20 protein-coding genes are annotated in these 20768 nt (G+C 62.1%); 10 read left to right on the top strand and 10 right to left on the bottom strand.

The window, feature by feature from the left end:
• Positions 1 to 64: 64 nt before the first annotated feature.
• Together LOY34_RS16160 and nfsB are read right to left on the bottom strand one after the other, a co-directional pair.
• Positions 65 to 376, bottom strand: a complete 312-nt coding sequence (locus LOY34_RS16160) for a putative quinol monooxygenase (protein WP_195884484.1) — start codon at positions 374 to 376, stop codon at positions 65 to 67.
• 42 nt (positions 377 to 418) lie between these two features.
• Complete coding sequence (nfsB, locus tag LOY34_RS16165; RefSeq protein ID WP_195884485.1) at positions 419 to 1072, bottom strand: oxygen-insensitive NAD(P)H nitroreductase; 654 nt, start codon at positions 1070 to 1072, stop codon at positions 419 to 421.
• Positions 1073 to 1172: 100 nt separating this feature from the next.
• Here nfsB and LOY34_RS16170 point away from each other — a divergent pair, with 100 nt between their 5' ends.
• The 3 genes from LOY34_RS16170 to LOY34_RS16180 all read left to right on the top strand — a co-directional run bounded on the left by LOY34_RS16170 (position 1173) and on the right by LOY34_RS16180 (position 3632).
• Positions 1173 to 2063 (top strand): LysR family transcriptional regulator, encoded by an 891-nt coding sequence (locus LOY34_RS16170; protein ID WP_123566263.1) that lies wholly within the window; start codon positions 1173 to 1175, stop codon positions 2061 to 2063.
• A 106-nt stretch (positions 2064 to 2169) separates the two neighbouring features.
• On the top strand, positions 2170 to 3108 hold the full coding sequence (locus LOY34_RS16175; RefSeq protein ID WP_258663535.1) for a YncE family protein: 939 nt from the start codon (positions 2170 to 2172) through the stop codon (positions 3106 to 3108).
• 11 nt (positions 3109 to 3119) lie between these two features.
• On the top strand, positions 3120 to 3632 hold the full coding sequence (locus tag LOY34_RS16180; RefSeq protein WP_123566261.1) for a hypothetical protein: 513 nt from the start codon (positions 3120 to 3122) through the stop codon (positions 3630 to 3632).
• Here the strand turns inward: LOY34_RS16180 and LOY34_RS16185 are convergent.
• From LOY34_RS16185 to LOY34_RS16215, 7 genes are all read right to left on the bottom strand, one after another.
• A complete protein-coding gene (locus LOY34_RS16185; RefSeq protein WP_258663539.1) occupies positions 3620 to 6055 on the bottom strand; it encodes a TonB-dependent siderophore receptor in 2436 nt (811 codons plus the stop codon). The two genes, LOY34_RS16180 and LOY34_RS16185, sit on opposite strands and share 13 nt — an antisense overlap.
• Before the next feature lie 108 nt (positions 6056 to 6163).
• Positions 6164 to 7132: a DUF4880 domain-containing protein gene (locus LOY34_RS16190; RefSeq protein ID WP_195884487.1), complete on the bottom strand. Its 969-nt coding sequence runs from the start codon at positions 7130 to 7132 to the stop codon at positions 6164 to 6166.
• Positions 7129 to 7632: a sigma-70 family RNA polymerase sigma factor gene (locus tag LOY34_RS16195; protein WP_195884488.1), complete on the bottom strand. Its 504-nt coding sequence runs from the start codon at positions 7630 to 7632 to the stop codon at positions 7129 to 7131. Before LOY34_RS16195 ends, LOY34_RS16190 begins: the two co-directional genes overlap by 4 nt.
• A gap of 160 nt (positions 7633 to 7792) precedes the next feature.
• Positions 7793 to 8605, bottom strand: coding sequence for a class I SAM-dependent methyltransferase (locus LOY34_RS16200; RefSeq protein ID WP_195884489.1), 813 nt, complete (start codon positions 8603 to 8605; stop codon positions 7793 to 7795).
• A 164-nt stretch (positions 8606 to 8769) separates the two neighbouring features.
• Positions 8770 to 10974, bottom strand: a complete 2205-nt coding sequence (locus tag LOY34_RS16205; RefSeq protein WP_195884490.1) for an OsmC domain/YcaO domain-containing protein — start codon at positions 10972 to 10974, stop codon at positions 8770 to 8772.
• Positions 10975 to 11207: 233 nt separating this feature from the next.
• Positions 11208 to 11687: a DUF1842 domain-containing protein gene (locus LOY34_RS16210; protein ID WP_195884491.1), complete on the bottom strand. Its 480-nt coding sequence runs from the start codon at positions 11685 to 11687 to the stop codon at positions 11208 to 11210.
• Positions 11688 to 11706: 19 nt separating this feature from the next.
• Positions 11707 to 12306 (bottom strand): DUF1842 domain-containing protein, encoded by a 600-nt coding sequence (locus tag LOY34_RS16215; protein ID WP_195884492.1) that lies wholly within the window; start codon positions 12304 to 12306, stop codon positions 11707 to 11709.
• A 448-nt stretch (positions 12307 to 12754) separates the two neighbouring features.
• Here LOY34_RS16215 and LOY34_RS16220 point away from each other — a divergent pair, with 448 nt between their 5' ends.
• On the top strand, positions 12755 to 13750 hold the full coding sequence (locus LOY34_RS16220) for a helix-turn-helix domain-containing protein (protein WP_408980884.1): 996 nt from the start codon (positions 12755 to 12757) through the stop codon (positions 13748 to 13750).
• Here the strand turns inward: LOY34_RS16220 and LOY34_RS16225 are convergent.
• Positions 13738 to 15654, bottom strand: a complete 1917-nt coding sequence (locus LOY34_RS16225; RefSeq protein WP_195884494.1) for a tyrosine-protein phosphatase — start codon at positions 15652 to 15654, stop codon at positions 13738 to 13740. The genes LOY34_RS16220 and LOY34_RS16225 overlap by 13 nt on opposite strands.
• 11 nt (positions 15655 to 15665) lie before the next feature.
• On the opposite strand from LOY34_RS16225, the gene LOY34_RS16230 reads away from it, so the two are divergent.
• The 6 genes from LOY34_RS16230 to LOY34_RS16255 all read left to right on the top strand — a co-directional run bounded on the left by LOY34_RS16230 (position 15666) and on the right by LOY34_RS16255 (position 20701).
• Positions 15666 to 16496 carry a histidine phosphatase family protein gene (locus LOY34_RS16230; RefSeq protein WP_195884495.1) on the top strand — a complete coding sequence of 277 codons (831 nt, stop codon included), beginning with the start codon at positions 15666 to 15668 and terminating at the stop codon, positions 16494 to 16496.
• A gap of 135 nt (positions 16497 to 16631) precedes the next feature.
• Complete coding sequence (locus tag LOY34_RS16235; RefSeq protein WP_195884496.1) at positions 16632 to 17681, top strand: hypothetical protein; 1050 nt, start codon at positions 16632 to 16634, stop codon at positions 17679 to 17681.
• Positions 17678 to 18079 (top strand): hypothetical protein, encoded by a 402-nt coding sequence (locus tag LOY34_RS16240; protein WP_195884497.1) that lies wholly within the window; start codon positions 17678 to 17680, stop codon positions 18077 to 18079. The genes LOY34_RS16235 and LOY34_RS16240 overlap by 4 nt, the downstream gene beginning before the upstream one ends.
• A gap of 54 nt (positions 18080 to 18133) precedes the next feature.
• Complete coding sequence (locus LOY34_RS16245; RefSeq protein WP_195884498.1) at positions 18134 to 18547, top strand: hypothetical protein; 414 nt, start codon at positions 18134 to 18136, stop codon at positions 18545 to 18547.
• A 5-nt stretch (positions 18548 to 18552) separates the two neighbouring features.
• Positions 18553 to 18831, top strand: a complete 279-nt coding sequence (locus tag LOY34_RS16250; protein ID WP_309475831.1) for a barstar family protein — start codon at positions 18553 to 18555, stop codon at positions 18829 to 18831.
• Positions 18832 to 19024: 193 nt separating this feature from the next.
• The gene (locus tag LOY34_RS16255) at positions 19025 to 20701 is read left to right on the top strand and encodes an MFS transporter (RefSeq protein WP_195884500.1); all 1677 of its coding nucleotides are present in this window, start codon (positions 19025 to 19027) and stop codon (positions 20699 to 20701) included.
• The last annotated feature ends 67 nt before the right edge of the window (positions 20702 to 20768 follow it).

Genomic DNA, 20768 nt, shown 5'->3' on the forward strand with positions numbered 1-20768 from the left:
TTACGCCAGCAGCTCGGTAATCCACCGGCCAGGCGGTCACGGGCCCGCGCCGGGACGCAATGCGCTAAGTCGAAACCTGTTCGAGGAAGATCAGTTCCAGGGGTGCTGCGAGCAGCACTTCGCTGGCAGCCGCAAAGTTCTGGAAGTACGGCATAGCGAAGTGTGCATCGAGCGCCGCTTGATCCTTGAAGGCTTCGCGCATATAGAATGTGCCCGGTTCATCCCGGCGTTCGAACAGTACATAGTCAAGGTTGCCCGGCTCCGCCCGGGTAGGTTCGATCAGCGCCACCAGCGCCTCTTTCAACATTTGCTGTTTACCGGTTGCAGCCTTGAGTACCGCGATCGATACCAGGTGTTTCTCATGTTCAGTCTTCATCAATGCTCCACTGTTCAGCTCAGGCCAAAGGCAATCCGGTCGTTACAGAAAGGTAAACAGCGATTCGGCCGGCAACCTTGACTTGGGCAGGCCGGCGTTGAAGTCATCGCTGCTGTGGTAGCCAAGGCTGACCAGCACCAGGCTGGTAAAGCCCTGGTCACGCAGCCCCAGCTCTGCATCCAGCATCTTGCTGTCGAAGCCCTCCATGGGCGTGGCGTCAACGCCCAGGGCGGCCGCGCCCAGCAACAGCGTGCCCAGTGCCAGGTACGTTTGCTTTTCCATCCAGTGCTGCAAGTCTTTCTGGTCAAAGCGATGCAGGTCGACGTAGCCACGTCGGCTGCGGTCCTGCCCTGCCCTGGCCTCGGCATTGTGAAAACGTCCATCCGCAGCTTCCTGGGCCAGTACCGCCTGCAGGTGGTCGTCGGGCATGTGGGTCCGCGTGCAGAAGACAATAACGTGGGAAGCATTGAGAATTTTTGCCTGGTTGTAGGCAAACCCGCCGTCAGTGCTTTTGGCCACCCGCACGCGCTGCGGCTGCGTCTGGGCGATGACGAAATGCCAGGGCTGGGAGTTCACCGAAGAGGGGCTGTTGCGCAGTTGTTCAAGCAAGGCTTGCACGGTGGCGGCAGGTATTTTGCGGGCGGCATCGAAGGCCTTGGTGGTGTAGCGGCGTTGAGCCAAGCTGACGAGATCCATGGGTTACTCCTGGTTGAAAAAGCAGGAATGAAGGGTGCACCTTCCCTGGGGTAAAGAAAAACCGGCAGAATGCGCCAACACTTTCACTGCAGGAGTGAAAATGATCCGTATCGATGATCTGGGCATGTTTGTCCGCAGCGCTGCCCTTGGCAGCTTTACCGCCGCCGCGCTCGAGGCGGATTTACTGCCAGGCCAGGTGGCGGCGGCGATCAAGCGCCTTGAGCGCGAACTTGATGTGCGCCTGTTTGCCCGCACCACCCGCAGCCTGCGCCTGACGGCCGAAGGCGAGCAGTACCTGCCCACTGCGGTGTCGGTGCTGGAGACCCTCAAGCAAGGGCGCGAGAGCCTGCGCGGTGATAATGCGCCGCTGCGCGGGGTGCTGCAGATTGCAGCGCCGTCGGATCTGGGGCGCAATATCCTGCTGCCCTGGCTTTCGGCGTTTCGACGTGAGCACCCGCAGCTGAACCTGCGCTTTTTTCTCTCTGACCAGATTGCCGACCTGTTTCGCGACCCGGTGGATGTCGCCATTCGCTATGGGCTCAATGGTGACGCCAACTACGTTGCGCTACCGCTGGCGCCGTGGAATCGGCGGGTGCTGGTAGCCTCGCCGGATTACCTCAGACGCAATGGCAGCCCACGGGTACCGGCAGACTTGCTCAATCATGCGTGTTTGCTTTACCTGCAGAACGGCCGCGTGTTTGACAAGTGGCGGGTAGGCGCGCAAACGGTCCAGGTGTCCGGGCCGCTGTTCAGTGACGACGCCGATGTCGCCCGGCGCTGGGCGGTTGAGGGTGAAGGGATTGCCTTCAAGTCCTGGCTGGATGTCAGTGCCGATGTGCTGGCCGGGCGTCTGCTGGTGGTGTTGCAGGACCATCCTGGCGAGGCCTTGCCGTTGAGTCTGGTCTGCCCGCACCGCAAGCAGGTCTCGCCTGCGGTGTCACGGCTGCAGGGGTGGCTGGCCAATCAGTTCGAGTCGTTGAAGCCGATTTGAGGCCTTCCTGTGAACCATAGAATCTCCCACAGCTCGCACCTGCTTTTCAGGTAGCCGCCGCAGCCTTATCCTTGCGCACTTTGCTCGCTGACTTTCGGGAGTTGCAATGTACATTGATGTACCCCGCCGCCTGGTGTTCTTCGATAAAAGCGACAGTATTCGCCCCGCCTGCCTGACCCAGTACGATCCGGACACCGGTGCATTGACCCACCCCGTCGGTACCCAGGCCGACGACAGGGTTTGCGACATCTCCCACGATGGCCGGCGCATGGCCCTGCAAGGCACCGATTGGCGGGTGGTGCGCGGCGCCAGTCGCTCGCGCCTGAGCTTTCTTGAAGATCGCACGGCGCTGCATGAAACCGACAGGTTCCTGGCGTACTGGTCGCACCTGGACCCCAGCGGCCGGTACGCGCTGGTCGGGGTCGGCAACGATAAAAAGCGCCCGGTGATCATCGACCTGGACAGCGGCGAATGCAGCGAACCGATCGCCCGCAATGTCGATGCCCGGTTTGGTTGCATCGACCCCGTGCAAGGCAAACTCTGGGCACCCGATGAGCGGGCCAGCAACAGTGTGCTGACGGTTGATTGCGCCAGTGGCGAGATCAACAAGATCACCCTGGCGCTGGACGCCAAGGTCAGAAGCCTGCGCTTTTCCCGTGATGGTCAATACCTGTTTGTCACCGGTGAAAACAACCGCCTGCTGTGCTGCGATCGCAACGGCGCGACATTGTGGTCCAGGGACATCGACGAATATGGTCAGGTAGGCGCCGGGACAATCCTGTTCAATGAATCCGCTACTCACCTGTGCCTGCCGATCTCAGCGACGCAGCGTTCGAACTGGGGTGAAGACATCATCCTTGCGGCTGACAGCGGCCAGATCGAAACCACGGTTGTACGCCACAAAGGCCCACCCGGCCGGCTCGCCGCTGACTGGTTTGGCGATCAGTTGCTGACCCACCGTCTGGAGGTCGTGGACTTTTTCAGCGGTGCAGTCGTCGATGTGCTTGATCTGACCAGCCCCCTCTCCCCGGATAGCCCCATTTGAGAACGCCCAGCATGCTTGTATTGCCAAAGGGAGAGCGCCACGGGATACGAGTATCCCCGCGCTGGCCGTCCTCTGAAGTAGCCATCGATGAAGAAACTTTCCATAAGTTGATTGAGGCCCAATCAACGCTGCCACCCGACATTGAGCTGTTGCTGGTACGCGGGTATGAAAACAAAAACAGCCATCTGGGTTCGTTCAGAACACTCTCACGCTGGCTGGGCATCAAGGTGTTCTGCGCCTGCTACCCCGGTCGCAAGGATGAAGTCGGCGAGATATTTGGCGCCAATGGCCATGACGTGGATGGCTCACATGTCGATGTCTCCATTGTGTTAAAGGGAAAAAGGCTGCGCTTGCTGCCCTTTGGCGTCTTTACCTCGCTGACTCGCCAGCGCGCACGCGCAGCGCACTACCTGGTGGTTATCGACAGGGTCAAAGACGCACTGAAACAATGCGGCTTTGACATCCATCGAAACGAAACAGAGAGCATGCAGATCCATTGCGACTACAAACCTCAGAAGTCGTAACGCACATTCATCATCACATTGCGCGGCGGCCCGTAGTGCCCGTAGCTGCCGGAAAACCCGGCGTAGTACTTCTCGTCCAGCAGGTTGTTGAGGTTGAGGGTGGTGGAAAGATGATCGCTGAGCCGGTAGCGCGCCATCAGGTTGAACACCGCGTAGTCATCCTGGCTGACGCGGCTGTTGTAGCGGCTGAAGTACAGCGAGTTGCTGGAGTTCCAGCTGGCGCCGCCGCCGAGGGTCAGGCGCTGCCATTGGCCGGGTAGCTGGTAGGTGGTCCACAGCCGGAAGGTGTCCAGCGGCAGCTGGCTGGTCAGGCGCTGGCCTTCGGCGTCTTCGGTGCGCGAGTGGCTAAAGCCCGCTTGCAGCTCCCAGCCCGGGGCGAGCTCACCGGCCAGTTCTAGGTCAACGCCCTTGGTCTTGGCCCCGCTGACCGCGCGGTAGGCGTCCTGGTCGGTGCCCGGCACAGTGTAGCCGGCATCCAGCTCGGCGACGTTATCGCGCTTGATCACGTAGGCGGCGACGTTGGCGTTGAGGCGGCCGTCGTAGAACTCGCCCTTCCAGCCCAGTTCATAGTTTTTGCCGACCACCGGCTCCAGCACCTTGCCGCTGCGGTCCTGGCTCGACTGTGGCTTGAAGATATCGGTGTAGCTGACATAGATCGACTGCTCGGGCGTCAGGTCATAAACCACCCCGGCGTAGGGCGTGACTTCGCCGCGTTCGGTCATGCTGTAGTCCAGCACGTAACCGGAAGCCAGGCTCTTGGAATAGTAGTGATAGCGGTAGTTGCTGGCCCGGGCGCCGAGGATCAGGTGCAGGCTGTCGCTGAGGTTGAAGCGCCCGGCGACGAAGTAGCCGCTCTGGCGGGTGTCGACGTCGTAGTCCAGCGCCGGGGCGAAGCTGTCCTTGTCGGGCTTGGGCAGTTCGTTGTTCCAGGTATTGAAGTCGACGATGGCCGAACGCCCGCTGGTGGCGTAGTGGTGGTTGACGTAGTCGAGGTAGTTGGCGCCGACGATCAGTTCATGGGTTTGCCCGAACAGCTCGAATGGCCCCTGCAAGGTGGCATCGACGGCTTTCTGGTGCTGGGTGGCTTCGGACCAGCCCTGGCTGATGGTGGCATTGCCCTCGGGGGTGATGTACGACATGCCGGTAGAGCTCTGGTAGGAGCCGCTACGGGTGTCGCGATCGACATCCATGAAGGTACCCGCGACCTTCAACTGCCAGTCGTTGGCCAGCTGCTGTTCGAGCGCCAGGCTGTAGTTGTTGGTGTCGAAGCGATCTGACGCCCAGCGCGCGCCGGAACTGGCATCACGGGAGAAATCCGTTGGCTGGCCGTTGCTGAACAGGATCGGCACCCCCTGGCCGCCGGTGGGCCGGTAGCGCTGGTGATCGATGCTCAGGCGCACCAGGGTGGTGTCGCTGAGGTCGGCTTCGAGCGCTGTGTAAAGAATGTCGCGGTCCTGCTGGTACCAGTCCATGAACGTGTCGTTGAGCTGCTTGGCCGCCACCATGCGCCCACGCAGGTTGCCGGTGGGGGTCAGCGGCCCGGAGACATCTGCCTCCAGGCGCTTGAAATCCCACGACCCGATGCCGCCTTGCACATAACCCTGAAACTCGCGGGTCGGGCGCTTGCGGATGACGTTGACCACGCCGCTGGGGTCGCCCGCCCCGGTCATCAGCCCGGTGGCACCGCGCACCACCTCTACCCGGTCGTAGATGGCCATGTCCAGCAGGGTGCTGGGCATGGTGCGGGTCTGGTTTTCCTGGTAGGTGGTGACGCCGTCGAACTGATAGGTGTTGATGGCGCTGCCGCGCGAATAGATGTTGAAGCGCTCGCCGCCGTCCTGGGACATGGTCACGCCGGGGGTCTGGTTGAGCACATCGGACATGTTGCGCAGCTGCTGGTCGTCCATGCGCTGGCGGGTGACGACACTGATCGATTGCGGTGTTTCGCGGATCGACAGGTTCATCTTGGTCGCCGTGCTGGTCGAGCCGCTGGTGTAGGAGCCCGTGCCTTCGGTAGTGGCGCCCATGCCGGCGGCGCTGACACTGGTCGCTCCCAGCTCAAGGGCACCGGCATCCGCGGCGCGGGGTATCAACCGGTAACGTCCCTGGCCCATGACCACAGGTTGCAGGCCGGTGCCGGCCAGCAGTTGCGCCAGTGCCTGGTCGACGGCGAACTGGCCGCGCAGCCCGGGGCTGTGCAGGCCGTTGGACACCTGCGAGTCCACCGCGACCATCACCCCGGCCTGCTGGCCAAACTGGCCGAGCACGCTGTCCAGGCTCCCCGGGGCGATGTCATAACTGCGCATACCGGCCTGCTCCGCGCTCGCCTGGGCAGCCATTACGGTTGGGTTGAAGGTGACCAGGGTAGCACCCAGCATCAGGGCGCGAACGGCAGTGGCAAGGGGGGTAAGGCGACAACGCATCGAGACAGTCCTTGGAGAGCAGAGGTGGGCATGGCGCTGGCTGTTCAGCGCTTTCCCTTGTCTTGATGCGCGAAGCAAGAAAACCTGCCAACGCCAATGAACATTATTTCAGGCCGGTACAACGCTGGCCCAGTAACCCAGCAGCCGCTGCACGCGAACCGGCAACACCTGGGTGATCAGCTCAAGGCTGGCATCGGGTTGATCGAGGGAGAACGAGCCGCTGACCTGCAGGCCGGCAACCTGCGGATCACAACGCAGCACGCCGGGGCGGTAGCGGTCGAGCTCGGCCAGCAGTTCGGCCAGCGGCATGCGCTGCGCCACCAGCAGGCCCTGGGTCCAGGCCTGCGCACCCGCTGCCAGTGGCAACAACGGCCCGGCCCGGGTGCTGCTGTAAAGCTGTTGCCAGCCGGCCTGCAGGGTCAAGCCTGAGCCCTGCCCATGCTCGACCTGCACGGTGCCCTTGAGCATCTGCACCAGCGTCGCGCTGGGTTGCCGGCTGACCACCAGGCGCGACAGTGCCGCTGGCCGTACCCGGGCCTCGCCCGTGCGCAGGCTGACGCTGGTGCCCTGCCCCACCTCCAGCAATACCCGCCCACGGTTCAAAGTCAGCACCCGGACGCCATCGAGCACATCACTGTCCAGGGCGCTACGGGTATCCAGTTGCAGCGCCAGCCCCGAGGCCAGGGTCCAGTTGCGGCGCTCGCCGGTGGCAGTGGCGTAATCGCTGAACAGGCCCGGCAGCACACTGCGCTGCTGTACCCCGTAGCCACTGGCGATCAGTACGCCACCGGCGACCAGGCTCTTGAGGACTGCCCTGCGCGAAGGCAGCGAACGCGCCTCAAGCAGGCTGCGCGCCCCCGCCGCCGACAAACCGCAGGTGCCTTCTCGCAGGCCTTGGCCGATACCACTGAGCCGCTGCCAGGCCAGTTCATGGGCCGCGCTTTCCTGGCGCCAGCGCTGGCAGGCGAGTTGCTCGGCATCGCAGCTCACCCCCGATTGCAGGCGCACCATCCACAGCATCGCCTGCTCCAGAACGTGCGGGTCAAGGCGCGGCTCGGCTGCGGGCATCGGCTTCATTCGCCGTGCACGGCCGCGTAGCAATGCCGATAGGCCTTGAGCATGGCCTTCTGCACGACATTGACGCTCAGGCCCAGACGCTCGGCGATCTGCGGGTAGGTCAGGCCATCGAGCTGGGACAGCAAAAACACCTCCCGCACCCGGCTGGCCAGGCCATCGAGCACCTGGCCGACGGCGTCCAGCGCCTCGAGCACCAGCACCCGGGTTTCTTCCGACGGTTGATGCTGCGACTCAAGCTGAGCCAGGCTTTGCAGGTAGGCACGTTCAAGCGCCTGGCGGCGAAAATGCTGCAGGCACAGGCGGCTGGCGATGGTGCCAAGGTACGCCCGCGGCTCGCGCAGCAGTGGCGGCACCTCGCTGCGCAGAAGCTTTACGAAGGTGTCCTGGGCCAGGTCCAGCGCCTGCTCGCGATTGCCCAGCTTGCGCCGCAGCATGGCCACCACCCAGCTGTGATGCTGCAGATACAGCGCGCCAACATCGTGAGGGCTGGACGGGGGCATGGACGGGATCTCCTGGCAGCTAAGGAAAGCCGTGCATGGTAATACTTCTCATTCATTTACTACTACTGGTTTTGCTTTGCTCGGCCATGAAACAACACAACCGACCGTTTCGCGGGGCAAGGCCCGCTCCCACCGCTTGCGCGCAAAACCCGCGATGATCTCAGCGGCGGCTGATGACCACCTCAAGGTACTCGCTCGGCACCACCAGCGATGCACCTCCCGCCACGTTGTTGTCGTTCAGCAGTTGGGTCAAGTCGCTTTCCAGCGCGCGGGCCTGGTCGCTGTCGAGCGAGGCAAACGCCTTGTGTACCGGCCCGTACCAGGTCCTGAACACTTCGATGAAATGCGCCGCCGAACGATAGCGAAAATTGAAGTGCTCGCGGCTGACCTTGATCGCACCGATGTCGTCGCCGAACAGGCTGTGCAACTGCTCTTCATCGCCCCAGCGCGACGGCGGTTGTGCACCGGCCGGTGGCGGCACGTGACGGCCGAGGGTCTTGAACATCTGCCCGATAAAACCTTGCGGGGTCCAGTTGGCCAGGCCGATGCGCCCGCCCGAACGACATACGCGACCCAGTTCCCTGGCCGCCTGCGCCTGGTCGGGGGCGAACATCACGCCAAAGGTCGAGACCACGGCGTCGAACGCGTCATCGGCAAACGGCAAGGCTTCGACATCGGCCACTTGGAAGGCCACGTTGAGGTGCTCGGCCCGGGCGCGCTCCTCGCCGCGCTTGAGCAGTTCGGGCACGTAGTCGGTGGAGGTCACCTGACAGCCACGGCGGGCGGCGGCCAGGGTGACATTGCCGTTGCCGGCGGCGACATCCAGGACCTTTTCATCCCAGCGCAAGTCGCAAGCTTCGGCCAGGCGCTCGCCAACCAGTTGCAAGGTGGTGCCAATCACCGCGTAGTCGCCGCTGGCCCACGCCGCCTGCTGGCGCGCCTTTAACGCATGCAAATCCAGGGGTGTGCTCATGGTCTGCACCTGATGAGGTTGTTCACACGAACGCTCAGCTAAACGCCAACCCCCGCCTGCGGCAAGCGCCAGCGTTTGAGCGGCAAGACCAGTTGGCTACATGGCTATAACCTGTGCGCATAAACCAAAACAGCACCCGAAGGTGCTGTTTTTGCTGGCGCCTTTTAGCGCGACAGGTTGGCCACTTTGGCCCGCGCCGCGTGCAGTTTTTTGTAGCTGTCGATCAGGCGCTGGTGACGGTCGAGGCCTTCGAGCTTCATGCTGGTCGGCGTCAGGCCATGGAAGCGCACGCTGCCGTCCACCGAGCCGAGCACCGCGTCCATGCGCGGGTTGCCAAACATACGGCGGAAGTTGGCTTCGTAATCGGCCAGCTCCAGCTCGTCGTCCATGGCCACTTCGAGCACCACGTTCACCGCCTGGTAGAACAGGCCGCGCTCGACGGTGTTGTCGTTGAACTGCAGGAAGGTTTCGACCAGCTCCTTGGCCGGCTCGAACTGCTGCAGGGCCAGGTGGATCAGCAGCTTCAGTTCGAGGATGGTCAGCTGGCCCCAGGCGGTGTTGTCGTCGAACTCGACGCCGATCAGGGTGGTGATGTCGGTGTAATCATCAAGCTCGCTTTCTTCCAGGCGCTCGACCAGCGACTGCAGTTGCTCGTCATCCAGGCGGTGCAGGTTGAGGATGTCCTCACGGAAGAACAGCGCCTTGTTGGTGTTGTCCCAGATCAGGTCGTCCACCGGGTAGATTTCCGAGTAATCCGGCACCAGGATGCGGCAGGCGGTGGCGCCCAGGTGCTGGTACACCGCCATGTACACCTCTTTGCCCATGTCTTCGAGGATGCCGAACAGCGCCGCGGCTTCTTCGGCGTTGGCGTTTTCACCCTCGGCCGAGAAGTCCCATTCGACGAACTCGAAGTCGGCCTTGGCGCTGAAGAAGCGCCACGACACCACACCGCTGGAGTCGATGAAGTGCTCGACAAAGTTGTTCGGCTCGGTCACCGCGTGGCTTTCGAAGGTGGGCTGCGGCAGGTCGTTGAGGCCTTCGAAACTGCGGCCCTGCAGCAGCTCGGTGAGGCTGCGCTCCAGCGCCACTTCAAAGCTTGGGTGGGCGCCGAACGAGGCGAACACGCCGCCAGTGCGCGGGTTCATCAAGGTCACGCACATCACCGGGAAGGCGCCACCGAGCGAGGCATCCTTGACCAGCACCGGGAAGCCCTGCTCTTCCAGGCCCTGGATACCGGCGAGAATGCCCGGGTACTTGGCCAGCACCTCCTGCGGTACGTCCGGCAGGGCCAGCTCGCCTTCGAGGATTTCACGCTTGACCGCGCGCTCGAAGATCTCCGACAGGCATTGCACCTGGGCCTCGGCCAGGGTGTTGCCGGCGCTCATGCCGTTGCTCAGGTACAGGTTCTCGATCAGGTTGGAGGGGAAGTACACCACCTCGCCGTCGGACTGGCGCACAAACGGCAGCGAGCAGATGCCACGCTCGATATTGCCCGAGTTGGTGTCGTACAGGTGCGAGCCGCACAGCTCGCCATCGGGGTTGTAGATCTCGCGGCAGTATTGGTCGAGAATCTCCGCCGGCAGCGCATCTTTACGGCCTGGCTTGAACCAGCGCTCGTCGGGGTAATGGACGAATTCGGCATTGGCGATGTCTTCGCCCCAGAACTGGTCGTTGTAGAAGAAGTTGCAGTTGAGCCGCTCGATGAACTCGCCCAGCGCCGAGGCCAGCGCACCCTCCTTGGTAGCGCCCTTGCCGTTGGTAAAGCACATCGGCGACTGCGCATCGCGAATGTGCAGCGACCAGACATTGGGCACGATGTTGCGCCACGAGGCGATCTCGATCTTCATCCCGAGGCCGGCGAGGATGCCCGACATGTTGGCGATGGTCTGCTCCAATGGCAGGTCCTTGCCGGCGATGAAGGTGCTGGTGTCCGAAGACGGGTCGAGCATCAGCAGCGCCTGGGCGTTGGCGTCGAGGTTTTCCACTTCTTCGATGACGAAGTCGGGGCCGGTCTGCACCACCTTCTTCACCGTGCAGCGGTCGATCGAGCGCAGGATGCCCTGGCGGTCTTTCTCGCTGATATCGGCTGGCAACTCGACCTGGATCTTGAAGATCTGCTTGTAGCGGTTCTCCGGGTCGACAATGTTGTTTTGCGACAGGCGGATGTTGTCGGTGGGGATATCGCGGGTCTGGCAGTACAGCTTGACGAAGTACGCCGCGCACAGGGCCGACGAAGCCAGGAAGTAGTCGAACGGACCCGGTGCCGAGCCGTCGCCCTTGTAGCGGATCGGTTGATCGGCCACCACCGTGAAGTCATCGAACTTGGCTTCAAGTCGAAGGTTGTCGAGAAAGTTAACCTTGATTTCCATGCGGGAATACCATACGAGCAAAACGATTTGGCCGCCATTATCCGGGTTTTCGCCGGGAAGTCTTGTGCCTGACGCAATTACTCGGGCAAACCCGCCACGAAGCACTCAAAGTCATCGCCCTGCTGAATCGGCAGCCATCGTCAGCGTTGTCGCCGATGCAGCCTTGTTTGGCAGCGCCTGGATGCAGTCGATAAGCAGCCCGGGCTACCGGGCTGCCCTCTTGTCACGCGCCTTTACGCGCTTTCCAGCTGACCAATCGCCGCCTGCAGGCGGCTGCGGCTACGTTCGCTGACGTCCTTCTGGCTCTGGTGGGTCTCGGTCGGCGCCTGGCGTACGTTGGCATGCGCTACCACTTGCCAGCCGCCGCCATCCAGGCGCAGGTAGCGATAGCTGGCGGTGCCGCTGGCCCACTTGGCATCAAGGATTGCGTGCAGATGGAAAGTCTGCTCCAGGGTACTGAACGGGCCGCTGGGGCTGCCGGTGAGGTTGATAACAATATGGCCCTCACCTTTGAGGCCGAGCTTGAGGTCCGAGTAATCCCCCCAGACATCGGCATGGAAGTTCAGCGGCGGGTAGGTGGCAGCAAAGATGCTGGCCACGCCGGTGATCTTCTTGTGCACGGTGTTGACCAACAGATCGAGGGTCAGCACGGGGGCGCCGAGCAGGCCGGTGCGTACGTTGAGACGAGTGTGGAACAGTCCGATTGCGGGCATGGTACGACTCCTTGTCTGGTCAGGCGCGGCTGGACTTGCCGGCTTTGCCGGAAGCGCTCTTGGTCGAATCGATGGCGGTGTTCAGGGCTGCGCCCGCATCACCGGCCGCCAGGGCCTTGAGGTGGGCGACATCGCCGGTGGCAATGGCCGCCTCCAGGGTCGCGGTGTGCAATAGCGCCTGGATGTCCTGATTACCGAAGGCCTTGATACGGGTGTCTTCGCGGTGCGCTGGCGCCTCGACCACGATCCATTGCCCCTGGTTATTCAGGTAGCGGTAACCGGCCTGGCCTTTCTGCCAGTCCGAGCCCACCGCCAGGTGCAGGCTGAAGATGATCGGCGAATTGGCCGTCGGGCCGCCGTGGTTACCTTGCAGGGTGATGAGGATATTGCTCGGGCTCGGCGGCAGGAACAGCTGGTAGCTGTAGGTGCCCCAGACGTCCAGGTTCAGGTCCAGTGGCGGGTTGGTGGCCTGGGTGAGCTGGGCGCTGCCGCGCAGGGTGCGGTCAGACGGATGCACCAGCAAATCGAGAACCAGACGCTGGGCGCCGGGTGCATCGGTGCCGATGACGTAGGACAGGGGGAAGAGTCCTATTACAGGTGCTTGTAGTGAGTCAGTCATGGTGCCTCCATTGCAAACAATGAGTGGAAACAAGCGCGTGGGCTGTTTCTGGCGGGCGACTTCCTTGGCGCACAGTTGGATGCAGGCGAACGACGTTGCAACCTCCGCGCTGGCGTCACGCGCAGATTGCCTGCGGCGAAGACGCTGCGGTCCGGTACGGCCATGCCCGGTTGGGCACGGTTTACCGAGGTGCAACGGGTATGAAACCCTCCCTGGGCGCATAGCTGCCTGCCTGGCAGCCCAGATCAGTTAAGCAGGGAAATACGGGCTGGCCAGAGGGTGGTGACAAAAGTGCACTATGTCCGACAAATGGTTGGCCAGCCTGGGTAAAGCACCCTGTTATCCCCCATATGGGTCACGCCGCTGTCACGTCCAGCTGCTAGCCTCTTGATGTTTTGCTGCCCCGAAACCTCTCGCACGCCAGGTGACCCCGAAGGTGTACTCAAGCATGACCCGCAAACAGATCATCCTGCGCTCAGACAGCATGCACAGCGACGACTTCGGCGCAGTGTTCAGCAGCCTGTTCGGCAACCTGTACGCCGATATCCCACCGCTGCCCGGTAACATCAACATCGGTGGCGTCTATGGCCGCCATGACGGCGTGAGTTTTCGACGCATGCATTACCGCGGTGACTTCACTTTCTGCTTTCCCGAGTCACAGGATGAAATCACCTTCGTCATTCCCTCCTCCGGGACCCTGATCCTTAACCCCGATCGTCACGCGGCGGGTTTTCGGCACATGGGCCTGGCGATCGACAAGGCCGATGTACGCTCGATGCGCTTGATGGATGATCACGACCAGTGCGGTATCTCGATCCGCCGGGCGCTGTTTACCGAGCGGCTGGCAACGCTGCTGGGCAAGCCGATTCTCGGCAGGTGGTATTTTGAGCCTGTGGTGCCGCTGGCCCACCTGCAGGGCATCAGGGCCCTGGTGGAGCTGGCCACCGGCAGCCAGTTCGACCTGCTGCTGCACGCCGGGGCGCTGATGCCGGCGCGCCTGCAGGAAATGCTCGTCGATGCGCTGCTCGAAATCTGGCCGCACAACTTCAGCCAGGCCCTGCAGCGCCCGGCGCCGATGATCGCGCCGCGACATGTGAAGCTGGCCATCGAGTACCTTCAGGCCCATCCGCACAGCCAGGTGAGCGGCACCGAGCTTGCGCGAGTGTGCAACGTCAGCCTGCGTGCCTTGCAGGACGGTTTTCGGCGTTTCATGGGTTTGTCGATCGTCGCCTACCAGCGCCAACTGCGCCTGGAACACGCACACCATGCACTGCGCCAACGCGGCGCGGCGTCGGTCACCGAGGTGGCGCTGGCGTCTGGCTTCAGCAATGTCGGCAGGTTCTGTCAGTACTTTCACAGTGCCTTCGGCGTCAGCCCTGCCGACGTGCGCAACGGCGCGGGCCAGCGGCGCAGGGCTGGCCCGGCTGGCAGTCAGAACAAGTAGCTGGCCTTGAGGCTGCCACTGGCGCCGTGGCTGTCACCGCCGCTGCTGGCGCCGGCTTCGGCAGCGAAGCTCAGCGCCCCCAGGCTGACCATCAGGTTGACCCCGGCAGTGAACTGGTCGCGGTTGTCGAAGGCGGCGCGCTGTTCGATGTCAAGGCCCAGCAGGTGGCCCTGGCTGTCGACCTGGTGATCGCCCAGCACATGCTCGTAGCCCAGCTGCACGCCCGGCACCAGTTGCCAGCCCGCCAGGTCAATGGCGCCGAGTGCAACATCGAGGTTGGCGAATGCGCTGCGCCGGGTTTGCTGGATGCCATCGACCTCAAGGGCCAGTTCGCTGCCTTTTTCGTTAAAGCCCGAGAGGTCCAGGTGACTGATGCGCAGGCCCAGGCTTGGCTCCAGCGTGATGGCACTGGATGGCATGCGATAGCCCAGGGCCAGGCTGGCGCCGCTGAGGGTGCCATGGCTGTCGCCCTTGGCCGCGCCCAGCCCACCGCCAAGCTCGCGCTTACTGGTGTAATCGAGCCAGCCGGCACTGAGGCCGGCATCGACGAACAGGCCACGCTCAAGCCCCGCCGGAGCGTAGCGCGCACCGGCCTTGAACAAGGTCAGGTCGGTGTCCGCCTCACCGCCCGCGCCGCCGACATTGCCACGGCTGTAGCCAAAACCGGCGTGGCCGCTGAACTGCTCGGAAAAGCGCTGGGTCAGGCCGATCATCAGGCCCTGGCTGTGCTCGTTGCTGCTGGCGGCATGGCTTGAACCGTCGGTGCCCAGGTAGCTGGCCAGGGCAGTACTCCACAACCGGTACTGGCCAGCCTTAAGCTCAATGCCGCGGCTGTAAGGCGCGGCGGCGCGGTCGATCAGCGCGCCCTGGCGCAACAGGTAGCTGGCGGCATCGGCATGCACCTGGCCGCCGACGGTCGACTCGACGCCAGCCAGGTCACCGGCATCGATGGCCGACTGCAAGTAATAGTTGTAGGCACTGTAGGTGCCCGACAGGCTGCTGTCCTGCAACTGCTGCAACAGCTGCGCGCCGGCCGCGGCGTTGCCGAGCAAGCCCAGCTGTCCGGGCAGGCTGTTGTAGGACACCATCTTGGCCCGCAGTACGTAGAGGGTCTCCTGAGACAAGCCCAGGCCCTCCTTGAGGTAGTTGTCCATGCTGCCGTACTGCGCGGTGACCTGGTCGAGGCCGGCTTGCAGGTAGCTGGCATCCACTGCCAGCAGCGGCGCATAGATCGCCGCCATGCCCGGCGGCATGTGCGCCAGGGTCGCCGCCACGCGCGCGGCGGTGTAATCGTTGGTGGCCAGGTAATTGTCCATGATCGTCGCGCTGTCGACCCCGGCAATGCTCAGCAATACTGCGGCGGTCCAACCGGTGCGGTCCTTGCCGGCGGTGCAGTGGAACAGCGCCGCACCATCGCCCGCCGCCAGCTCATTGAACAGCGTGGTGAACTGCCCACGCATACCGGCATCGTTGACGAAGGCGCGGTTGGTCTCCTGCATCATGGCAATGGCATCGGCAGCACTGGTGAAGCTGACGCGGGTGATGTCGGCGCCGGAGGTGTTGTTGCCGATGATGTCGATGTTGCGATAGCGCGCGCCCTCGATCAGGGTGTCGGGGGTGGCGGCGATCTCATCCGGCGTGCGCAGGTCGTAGATTGCCTTGATGCCCAGGCCGTTGAGCGTGGCCAGGTCTGCGGCCGACGGCGTCAGGGCATTGGAGCGGTAGAACACGCCGCTGCGCATCGTGCCGTCGTGGGCAGTGGAATAGGCATGGGTGGTGCCGGCGATATCGCGAAAGTTGTCGATACGCGCCAGGCGCGGGGTATCCAGCGGCACACTTTCTGCGGCTTGGGCGGCGATGGACAGGCTCAAAACGGACAGCGAACACAACAGTCGTTGATACACGATGCAGCCTCATGGAAGTCACGTTGGGCTGGCTACTATTACGGGCTGACCTGCGACTTAATATTGCAAAAAGCCCGGATTGGCGAATCGCTGCGCGATCTGTCCGGGGCATGCGTTTTTTGTCCGTGTTGCGTCGTACTTGCGGCGTTTTATCGCTGCAAACTGCCTGTTCTGGCACAATCGCCGACCTGTCAGCGCACACTTACGAATGGAAGAAAAGTGAACTACCTATGAAGCGGTATTACATTGTTACCCACGGACAGGCGCAACATCACATCGATAACCGTGTCGGCGGCTGGTTTGATTCCAGGCTAACCCCTAAAGGCATTGAACAGGCCCAGGCTCTGGCCAGTTTTTTTTCCACTCAGGGGTTTGCAAAAAGCCCGGCAATTTACTCTTCTGACCTGCTGCGTTGTAAAGAGACCGCAACAATAGTTGCCGATGCCCTGGGGCTTGAGCCGAACCTCGACGCACGGTTGCGCGAGATGTCGTTCGGCAGTCATGAGGGCATGGACCAGGCGCTGCATGACAGCATCATGAAACCTTGCGCCGAGAAACCCGGCGAGCGCATGGACCATGCCATCTGCGACGGGGCTGAAACCCGTCGGCAATTCGCACGTCGAATTTACGACTTTGTCGCAACGCTCGATGCTGAGGTTGAATGCGCAATTATCGTAACCCACGGCTTTGCCGCCAGTTTCCTGATTAGCGCGTTACAACGCGTGCCGGTCGAGAGCATGGCGTTTATCTCGTTCAACATGTCTGCAGGCGGTGTGTCGGAATTGATAGAGGATGATCTGTTCAAGAACGTCACCCTGACAAAGTTGAATATGCAGGTTTAGTTGTTGGCCAGACATTTTCGTTGGCTTTAGGTGAATCCGATTTTACCGTGGGACGTTTCCGATTCCGTCCAGCGGTGCATCAAGGCGTGAATGCCAGTGCTAGGTTCCGGGCCTCTTTGCCCAAGGAACCTGCGCATGACAAGGACGCCCTCTTCCGTTTTATCCCCTGCTCCGGCGATAACCGCCACCAGTTCCACCTTGCAGCCAGGCTTCTACATCGTGCCGCGCAGCATGTCAGGCACCCAGGTGCTGGCCCTGCTGACGGCGCAACAAGGGCCTCAGCTGATCGCTCGATTGCAGCGGCTTAACCCGACCTTTGCCACAGGCTTTAAAGCCGGGGAAATCTTCGTCATCGGTGACCCGGACATCACCAGCGCCTGCACCCGCGAAGAGGCCGAACTGATGACAGCCGCCGCGCAAGTGCGCGAAAGCCTGGCTGCGCTGAGTGCTGAGGAAGCCAATTTCATGATGCGTCATCAGGCCGAGATTGCCGGGCTGTCCGCCGGGGCGAGCCAGGCCATGGGCGTGGGCAAGGACATGCTGGAAAAAGGCTTGCGCCAGGTCGAAGCAACCTTGCGCAGCCTCGAGCAACTGCACCAGCGCGAGTTCAGCCGCACAGGCAGGTTGAACAGCACGGATTTTTTCAATGCCCGCCGGCGGCTGTACTTGCAGCTTGATACGCAGCTCAAGAGTGCCTTTTTGAACAAGCAACTGAACCTTGGCAGCTACGACAGTTTGCGCAAGGACCTGGGCATCTCAACCCGCAGCCTGGTGCACCACTGGAGCCGTGCCGGCGGGGGCTATGCGACGCATCTGGAGCAGGTGGCGAAGACAGCCAAGTACCTCAAGTATGGTGGGTATGTCGGGATTGGTCTGGGTGGGACGGCGTCATGGCTGACGGTGCGCGATGCTTGTCGGGTTGGGGAGACGGATGAGTGCAAAAGAATCCGCTTTACCGCGTCGGGTAGTTTTGCCGGTGGGCTTATTGGTGGAACCTTCGGCGCCAAAGCTGGAATCGCTACTGCCGCCGCCGTATGCGGTGCGTTTGCCGTAGCAAGCGCCGGATTGGGTGTACCCGTTTGTGGGATAGTTCTGGTCGGGGGTGGGTCGCTAATTGGGGGGTTGGGCTTAAGTAAAGGTGGTGAGCTAATGGGCGATTTGATTTACGACTGGACACAACCATGACAGAAGATCCGCGAACCTGGATGCCCGGCGTGCAACTGGTGTTTTTATCAACGCCTTTTCTGTTGATGCTATCTGCAATGGCGATGAATGCCTACGTCGCCTTGAGCCGTGATTTCGACCTTTTGATTGAGGCAATACAAGGCAACCCCTGGTTCGAGCGCCAGAAGAACCTATGGGGCACTGCAAGCTTCAAGTCGCGTTGTTACTTGGTATGGTCGGCCTGCGGCGTGGTGATCTGGCCAAAGCTGCATGTTCGCAGGGGCCATCTCGATGCAGACACGATGGATAATTTGCCGCCAGGGCTCAGGCGCCGGATGATCATTGCAATCTGGCTGGGGTTTACCGGCTTTGCATTTATGCTCTTGGCCATCGGTGCCTACGAACTCGGCAAAAATTAACTACCGATCACTGGTAACCTGCAGCCCCTTTCCGGCCAACCCGCAAGGCAGATTATGGACAATCCAGACTACTACCCCTTCCACCTCTTCGCCGCCACCTTCGAAAGCGAAACGCACGCCCGCCAGTTCGCTTTCGAGCAATGGCAACCCGAGCCGCCCGCCAGCGCGAGTGCTGCCGAATTCGCCGCCTGGGAAGATCGCAATCCGTCCTGGCAGCTTGCCCAGGAGCTTGAGTTGTTCATGGATTCGGACTTCGTCGAGCTGGATGCGTCGCTGGATTATGTGCAGAGCCTGATGGCCGACGAGGCGCAGAAAGCGCAATTGTGCTCCCGGTCTCTGGACGCTTTCAGCCACTTCATCATCGTCGGCGACAACGCCATTTACGGCGACCGCCGCTCAGCAGATCACTCCCGTTCGCGCCAGCCACAAAGCACCGCCACGCTCACCTACCTGGGGCATTTCAATTGAGCCGCGTGCAGGTGGTAAGGATTGATCTGGGCCAGGTGACCAGCGCCAGGCAATTGCATCACCTGTTAAGGGACTCCCTCGGTTTTCCCGAATGGTATGGCTGTAACTGGGATGCCTTCTGGGATGCGATCAGCGGGCTTGTGCAGATGCCTCAACAGTTGCAGCTCAGTGGCTGGGAGGCTTTTGCCAGGCACTTGCCCAGAGACGCCGAACTGATGCAGAAGTGCCTGGCCACGCTGCAGGCCGAGTATCCGCAGATGGCCTCTGAAATACTGTTCGAGTGAGCGCCACCCACACTCGCTGATGCTGGCGAGTGGATATCCAGACAAACCTGATTATGCTTCAAGAAACCTTGCAGCAATGCGAGGCCGTCAGTCTGTGTTCATGATTTGCGCAATCCGATGACATCACCCTAAGGCCTGGGTGCGGCAAGGACAGTGGGAACTCCGGCCTACAAGCACAAGACGGAGAAGACTCATGGCGGCAATCGACAATACAACCACGGGCAGCGCGCCCAAACGCGGGATCACCAAGGAAGAGCGCAAGGTGATTTTCGCCTCCTCCCTGGGCACGGTGTTCGAGTGGTATGACTTCTACCTCTACGGCTCGCTCGCCGCGATCATCGCCAAGCACTTCTTTGCCGGGGTCAACGAGACCACGTCGTTCATCTTCGCCCTCCTCGCCTTCGCCGCAGGCTTTGCCGTACGGCCGTTCGGCGCGATTGTGTTCGGCCGGCTGGGGGACATGATCGGGCGCAAGTACACCTTTTTGATCACCATCGTGATCATGGGTATCTCCACCGCCGTGGTTGGTTTGCTACCCGACTACGCCACCATCGGCGTGGCCGCGCCGGTCATCCTGATCACCCTGCGCCTGCTCCAGGGCCTGGCCCTGGGCGGTGAGTACGGCGGTGCCGCGACCTACGTCGCCGAGCATGCGCCCAAGGGCAAGCGCGGTTACTTCACCTCGTGGATTCAGACCACCGCCACCCTGGGGCTGTTTCTGTCGCTGCTGGTGATTCTCGCCTGCCGTACCCTTCTGGGCACCGAGGCGTTCGAGGCCTGGGGCTGGCGGATCCCGTTTTTGCTGTCGATCCTGCTGCTGATCGTCTCGGTGTACATCCGCCTGCAACTGAGCGAGTCGCCGGTGTTCCAGAAGATGAAGGCCGAGGGCAAGGCCTCGAAGGCGCCGCTGACCGAGTCGTTCGCCCGCTGGGACAACCTCAAGATCGTCATCATGGCCCTGCTCGGCGGCACCGCCGGCCAGGCGGTGGTGTGGTACACCGGGCAGTTCTACGCGCTGTTCTTCCTGTTGCAGATGCTCAAGATCGACCCGCAGACCGCCAACCTGCTGATTGCCGGTTCACTGCTGATCGGTACGCCGTTCTTCATCCTGTTCGGCAGCCTTTCGGACCGCATCGGCCGCAAGGGCATCATCATGGCCGGCTGCATCATCGCCGCGCTGACCTACTTCCCGATCTTCAAGGCGCTGACCGAATACGGTAACCCCGACGTGTTCATCGCCCAGGAGAAGAACCCGGTGACGGTGGTGGCCGACCCCAACCAGTGCTCGTTCCAGTTCGACCCGGTGGGCAAGGCCAAATTCACCAGCTCCTGCGACTTGGCCAAGAGCGTGCTGGCGAAAAAAGCCATCCCCTACGCCAACGTCAAGGCAGAGCCGGGCAGCGTCGCGCAGATCCATATCGGCGACAAGGTGCTGCAAAGCTTTGAAGGCACCGGCATGCCGGCCGCCGATTTCAAGGCGCAGAACGACGCCTTCATCGCCACCCTGGGCACGGCCCTGAAAGATGCCGGCTACCCGGAAAAAGCCGACCCGGCCAAGACCAACTACCCGATGGTGTTGCTGCTGCTGACCATCCTGGTGATCTACGTGACCATGGTCTACGGGCCGATCGCCGCCTGGCTGGTGGAGCTGTTCCCCACGCGCATCCGCTACACCTCGATGTCTCTGCCCTACCACATCGGCAACGGCTGGTTCGGCGGCTTCCTGCCAACCGTGGCCTTTGCCATGGTCGCCGCCACCGGCGACATCTACTACGGGCTTTGGTACCCGATCGTCATCGCGGTGATGACGGCGATACTCGGCACCTTCTTCCTGCCGGAAACCAAGGACCGCGACATCACTGATACTTAAGTCTGATACCCGCCCTCTCCCCCAGCGGGAGAGGGCATTTGCCCTGATTTCAGCGCCAATGCAGCCC

Origin of the sequence: Pseudomonas sp. B21-009 (genome assembly GCF_024749345.1) — a bacterium.
Classification (GTDB): domain Bacteria; phylum Pseudomonadota; class Gammaproteobacteria; order Pseudomonadales; family Pseudomonadaceae; genus Aquipseudomonas.

Coding starts and splice junctions, on each gene's coding strand:
- nfsB (WP_195884485.1), bottom strand. CDS start 1,072: ATGGATCTCGTCAGCTTGGCTCAACGCCGCTACACCACCAAGGCCTTC.
- LOY34_RS16230 (WP_195884495.1), top strand. CDS start 15,666: ATGGAAGTCACGTTGGGCTGGCTACTATTACGGGCTGACCTGCGACTT.
- LOY34_RS16220 (WP_408980884.1), top strand. CDS start 12,755: ATGACCCGCAAACAGATCATCCTGCGCTCAGACAGCATGCACAGCGAC.
- LOY34_RS16245 (WP_195884498.1), top strand. CDS start 18,134: ATGGACAATCCAGACTACTACCCCTTCCACCTCTTCGCCGCCACCTTC.
- LOY34_RS16180 (WP_123566261.1), top strand. CDS start 3,120: ATGCTTGTATTGCCAAAGGGAGAGCGCCACGGGATACGAGTATCCCCG.
- LOY34_RS16210 (WP_195884491.1), bottom strand. CDS start 11,687: ATGCCCGCAATCGGACTGTTCCACACTCGTCTCAACGTACGCACCGGC.
- LOY34_RS16160 (WP_195884484.1), bottom strand. CDS start 376: ATGAAGACTGAACATGAGAAACACCTGGTATCGATCGCGGTACTCAAG.
- LOY34_RS16195 (WP_195884488.1), bottom strand. CDS start 7,632: ATGCCCCCGTCCAGCCCTCACGATGTTGGCGCGCTGTATCTGCAGCAT.
- LOY34_RS16255 (WP_195884500.1), top strand. CDS start 19,025: ATGGCGGCAATCGACAATACAACCACGGGCAGCGCGCCCAAACGCGGG.
- LOY34_RS16190 (WP_195884487.1), bottom strand. CDS start 7,132: ATGAAGCCGATGCCCGCAGCCGAGCCGCGCCTTGACCCGCACGTTCTG.
- LOY34_RS16175 (WP_258663535.1), top strand. CDS start 2,170: ATGTACATTGATGTACCCCGCCGCCTGGTGTTCTTCGATAAAAGCGAC.
- LOY34_RS16170 (WP_123566263.1), top strand. CDS start 1,173: ATGATCCGTATCGATGATCTGGGCATGTTTGTCCGCAGCGCTGCCCTT.
- LOY34_RS16185 (WP_258663539.1), bottom strand. CDS start 6,055: ATGCGTTGTCGCCTTACCCCCCTTGCCACTGCCGTTCGCGCCCTGATG.
- LOY34_RS16240 (WP_195884497.1), top strand. CDS start 17,678: ATGACAGAAGATCCGCGAACCTGGATGCCCGGCGTGCAACTGGTGTTT.
- LOY34_RS16215 (WP_195884492.1), bottom strand. CDS start 12,306: ATGACTGACTCACTACAAGCACCTGTAATAGGACTCTTCCCCCTGTCC.
- LOY34_RS16205 (WP_195884490.1), bottom strand. CDS start 10,974: ATGGAAATCAAGGTTAACTTTCTCGACAACCTTCGACTTGAAGCCAAG.
- LOY34_RS16235 (WP_195884496.1), top strand. CDS start 16,632: ATGACAAGGACGCCCTCTTCCGTTTTATCCCCTGCTCCGGCGATAACC.
- LOY34_RS16200 (WP_195884489.1), bottom strand. CDS start 8,605: ATGAGCACACCCCTGGATTTGCATGCGTTAAAGGCGCGCCAGCAGGCG.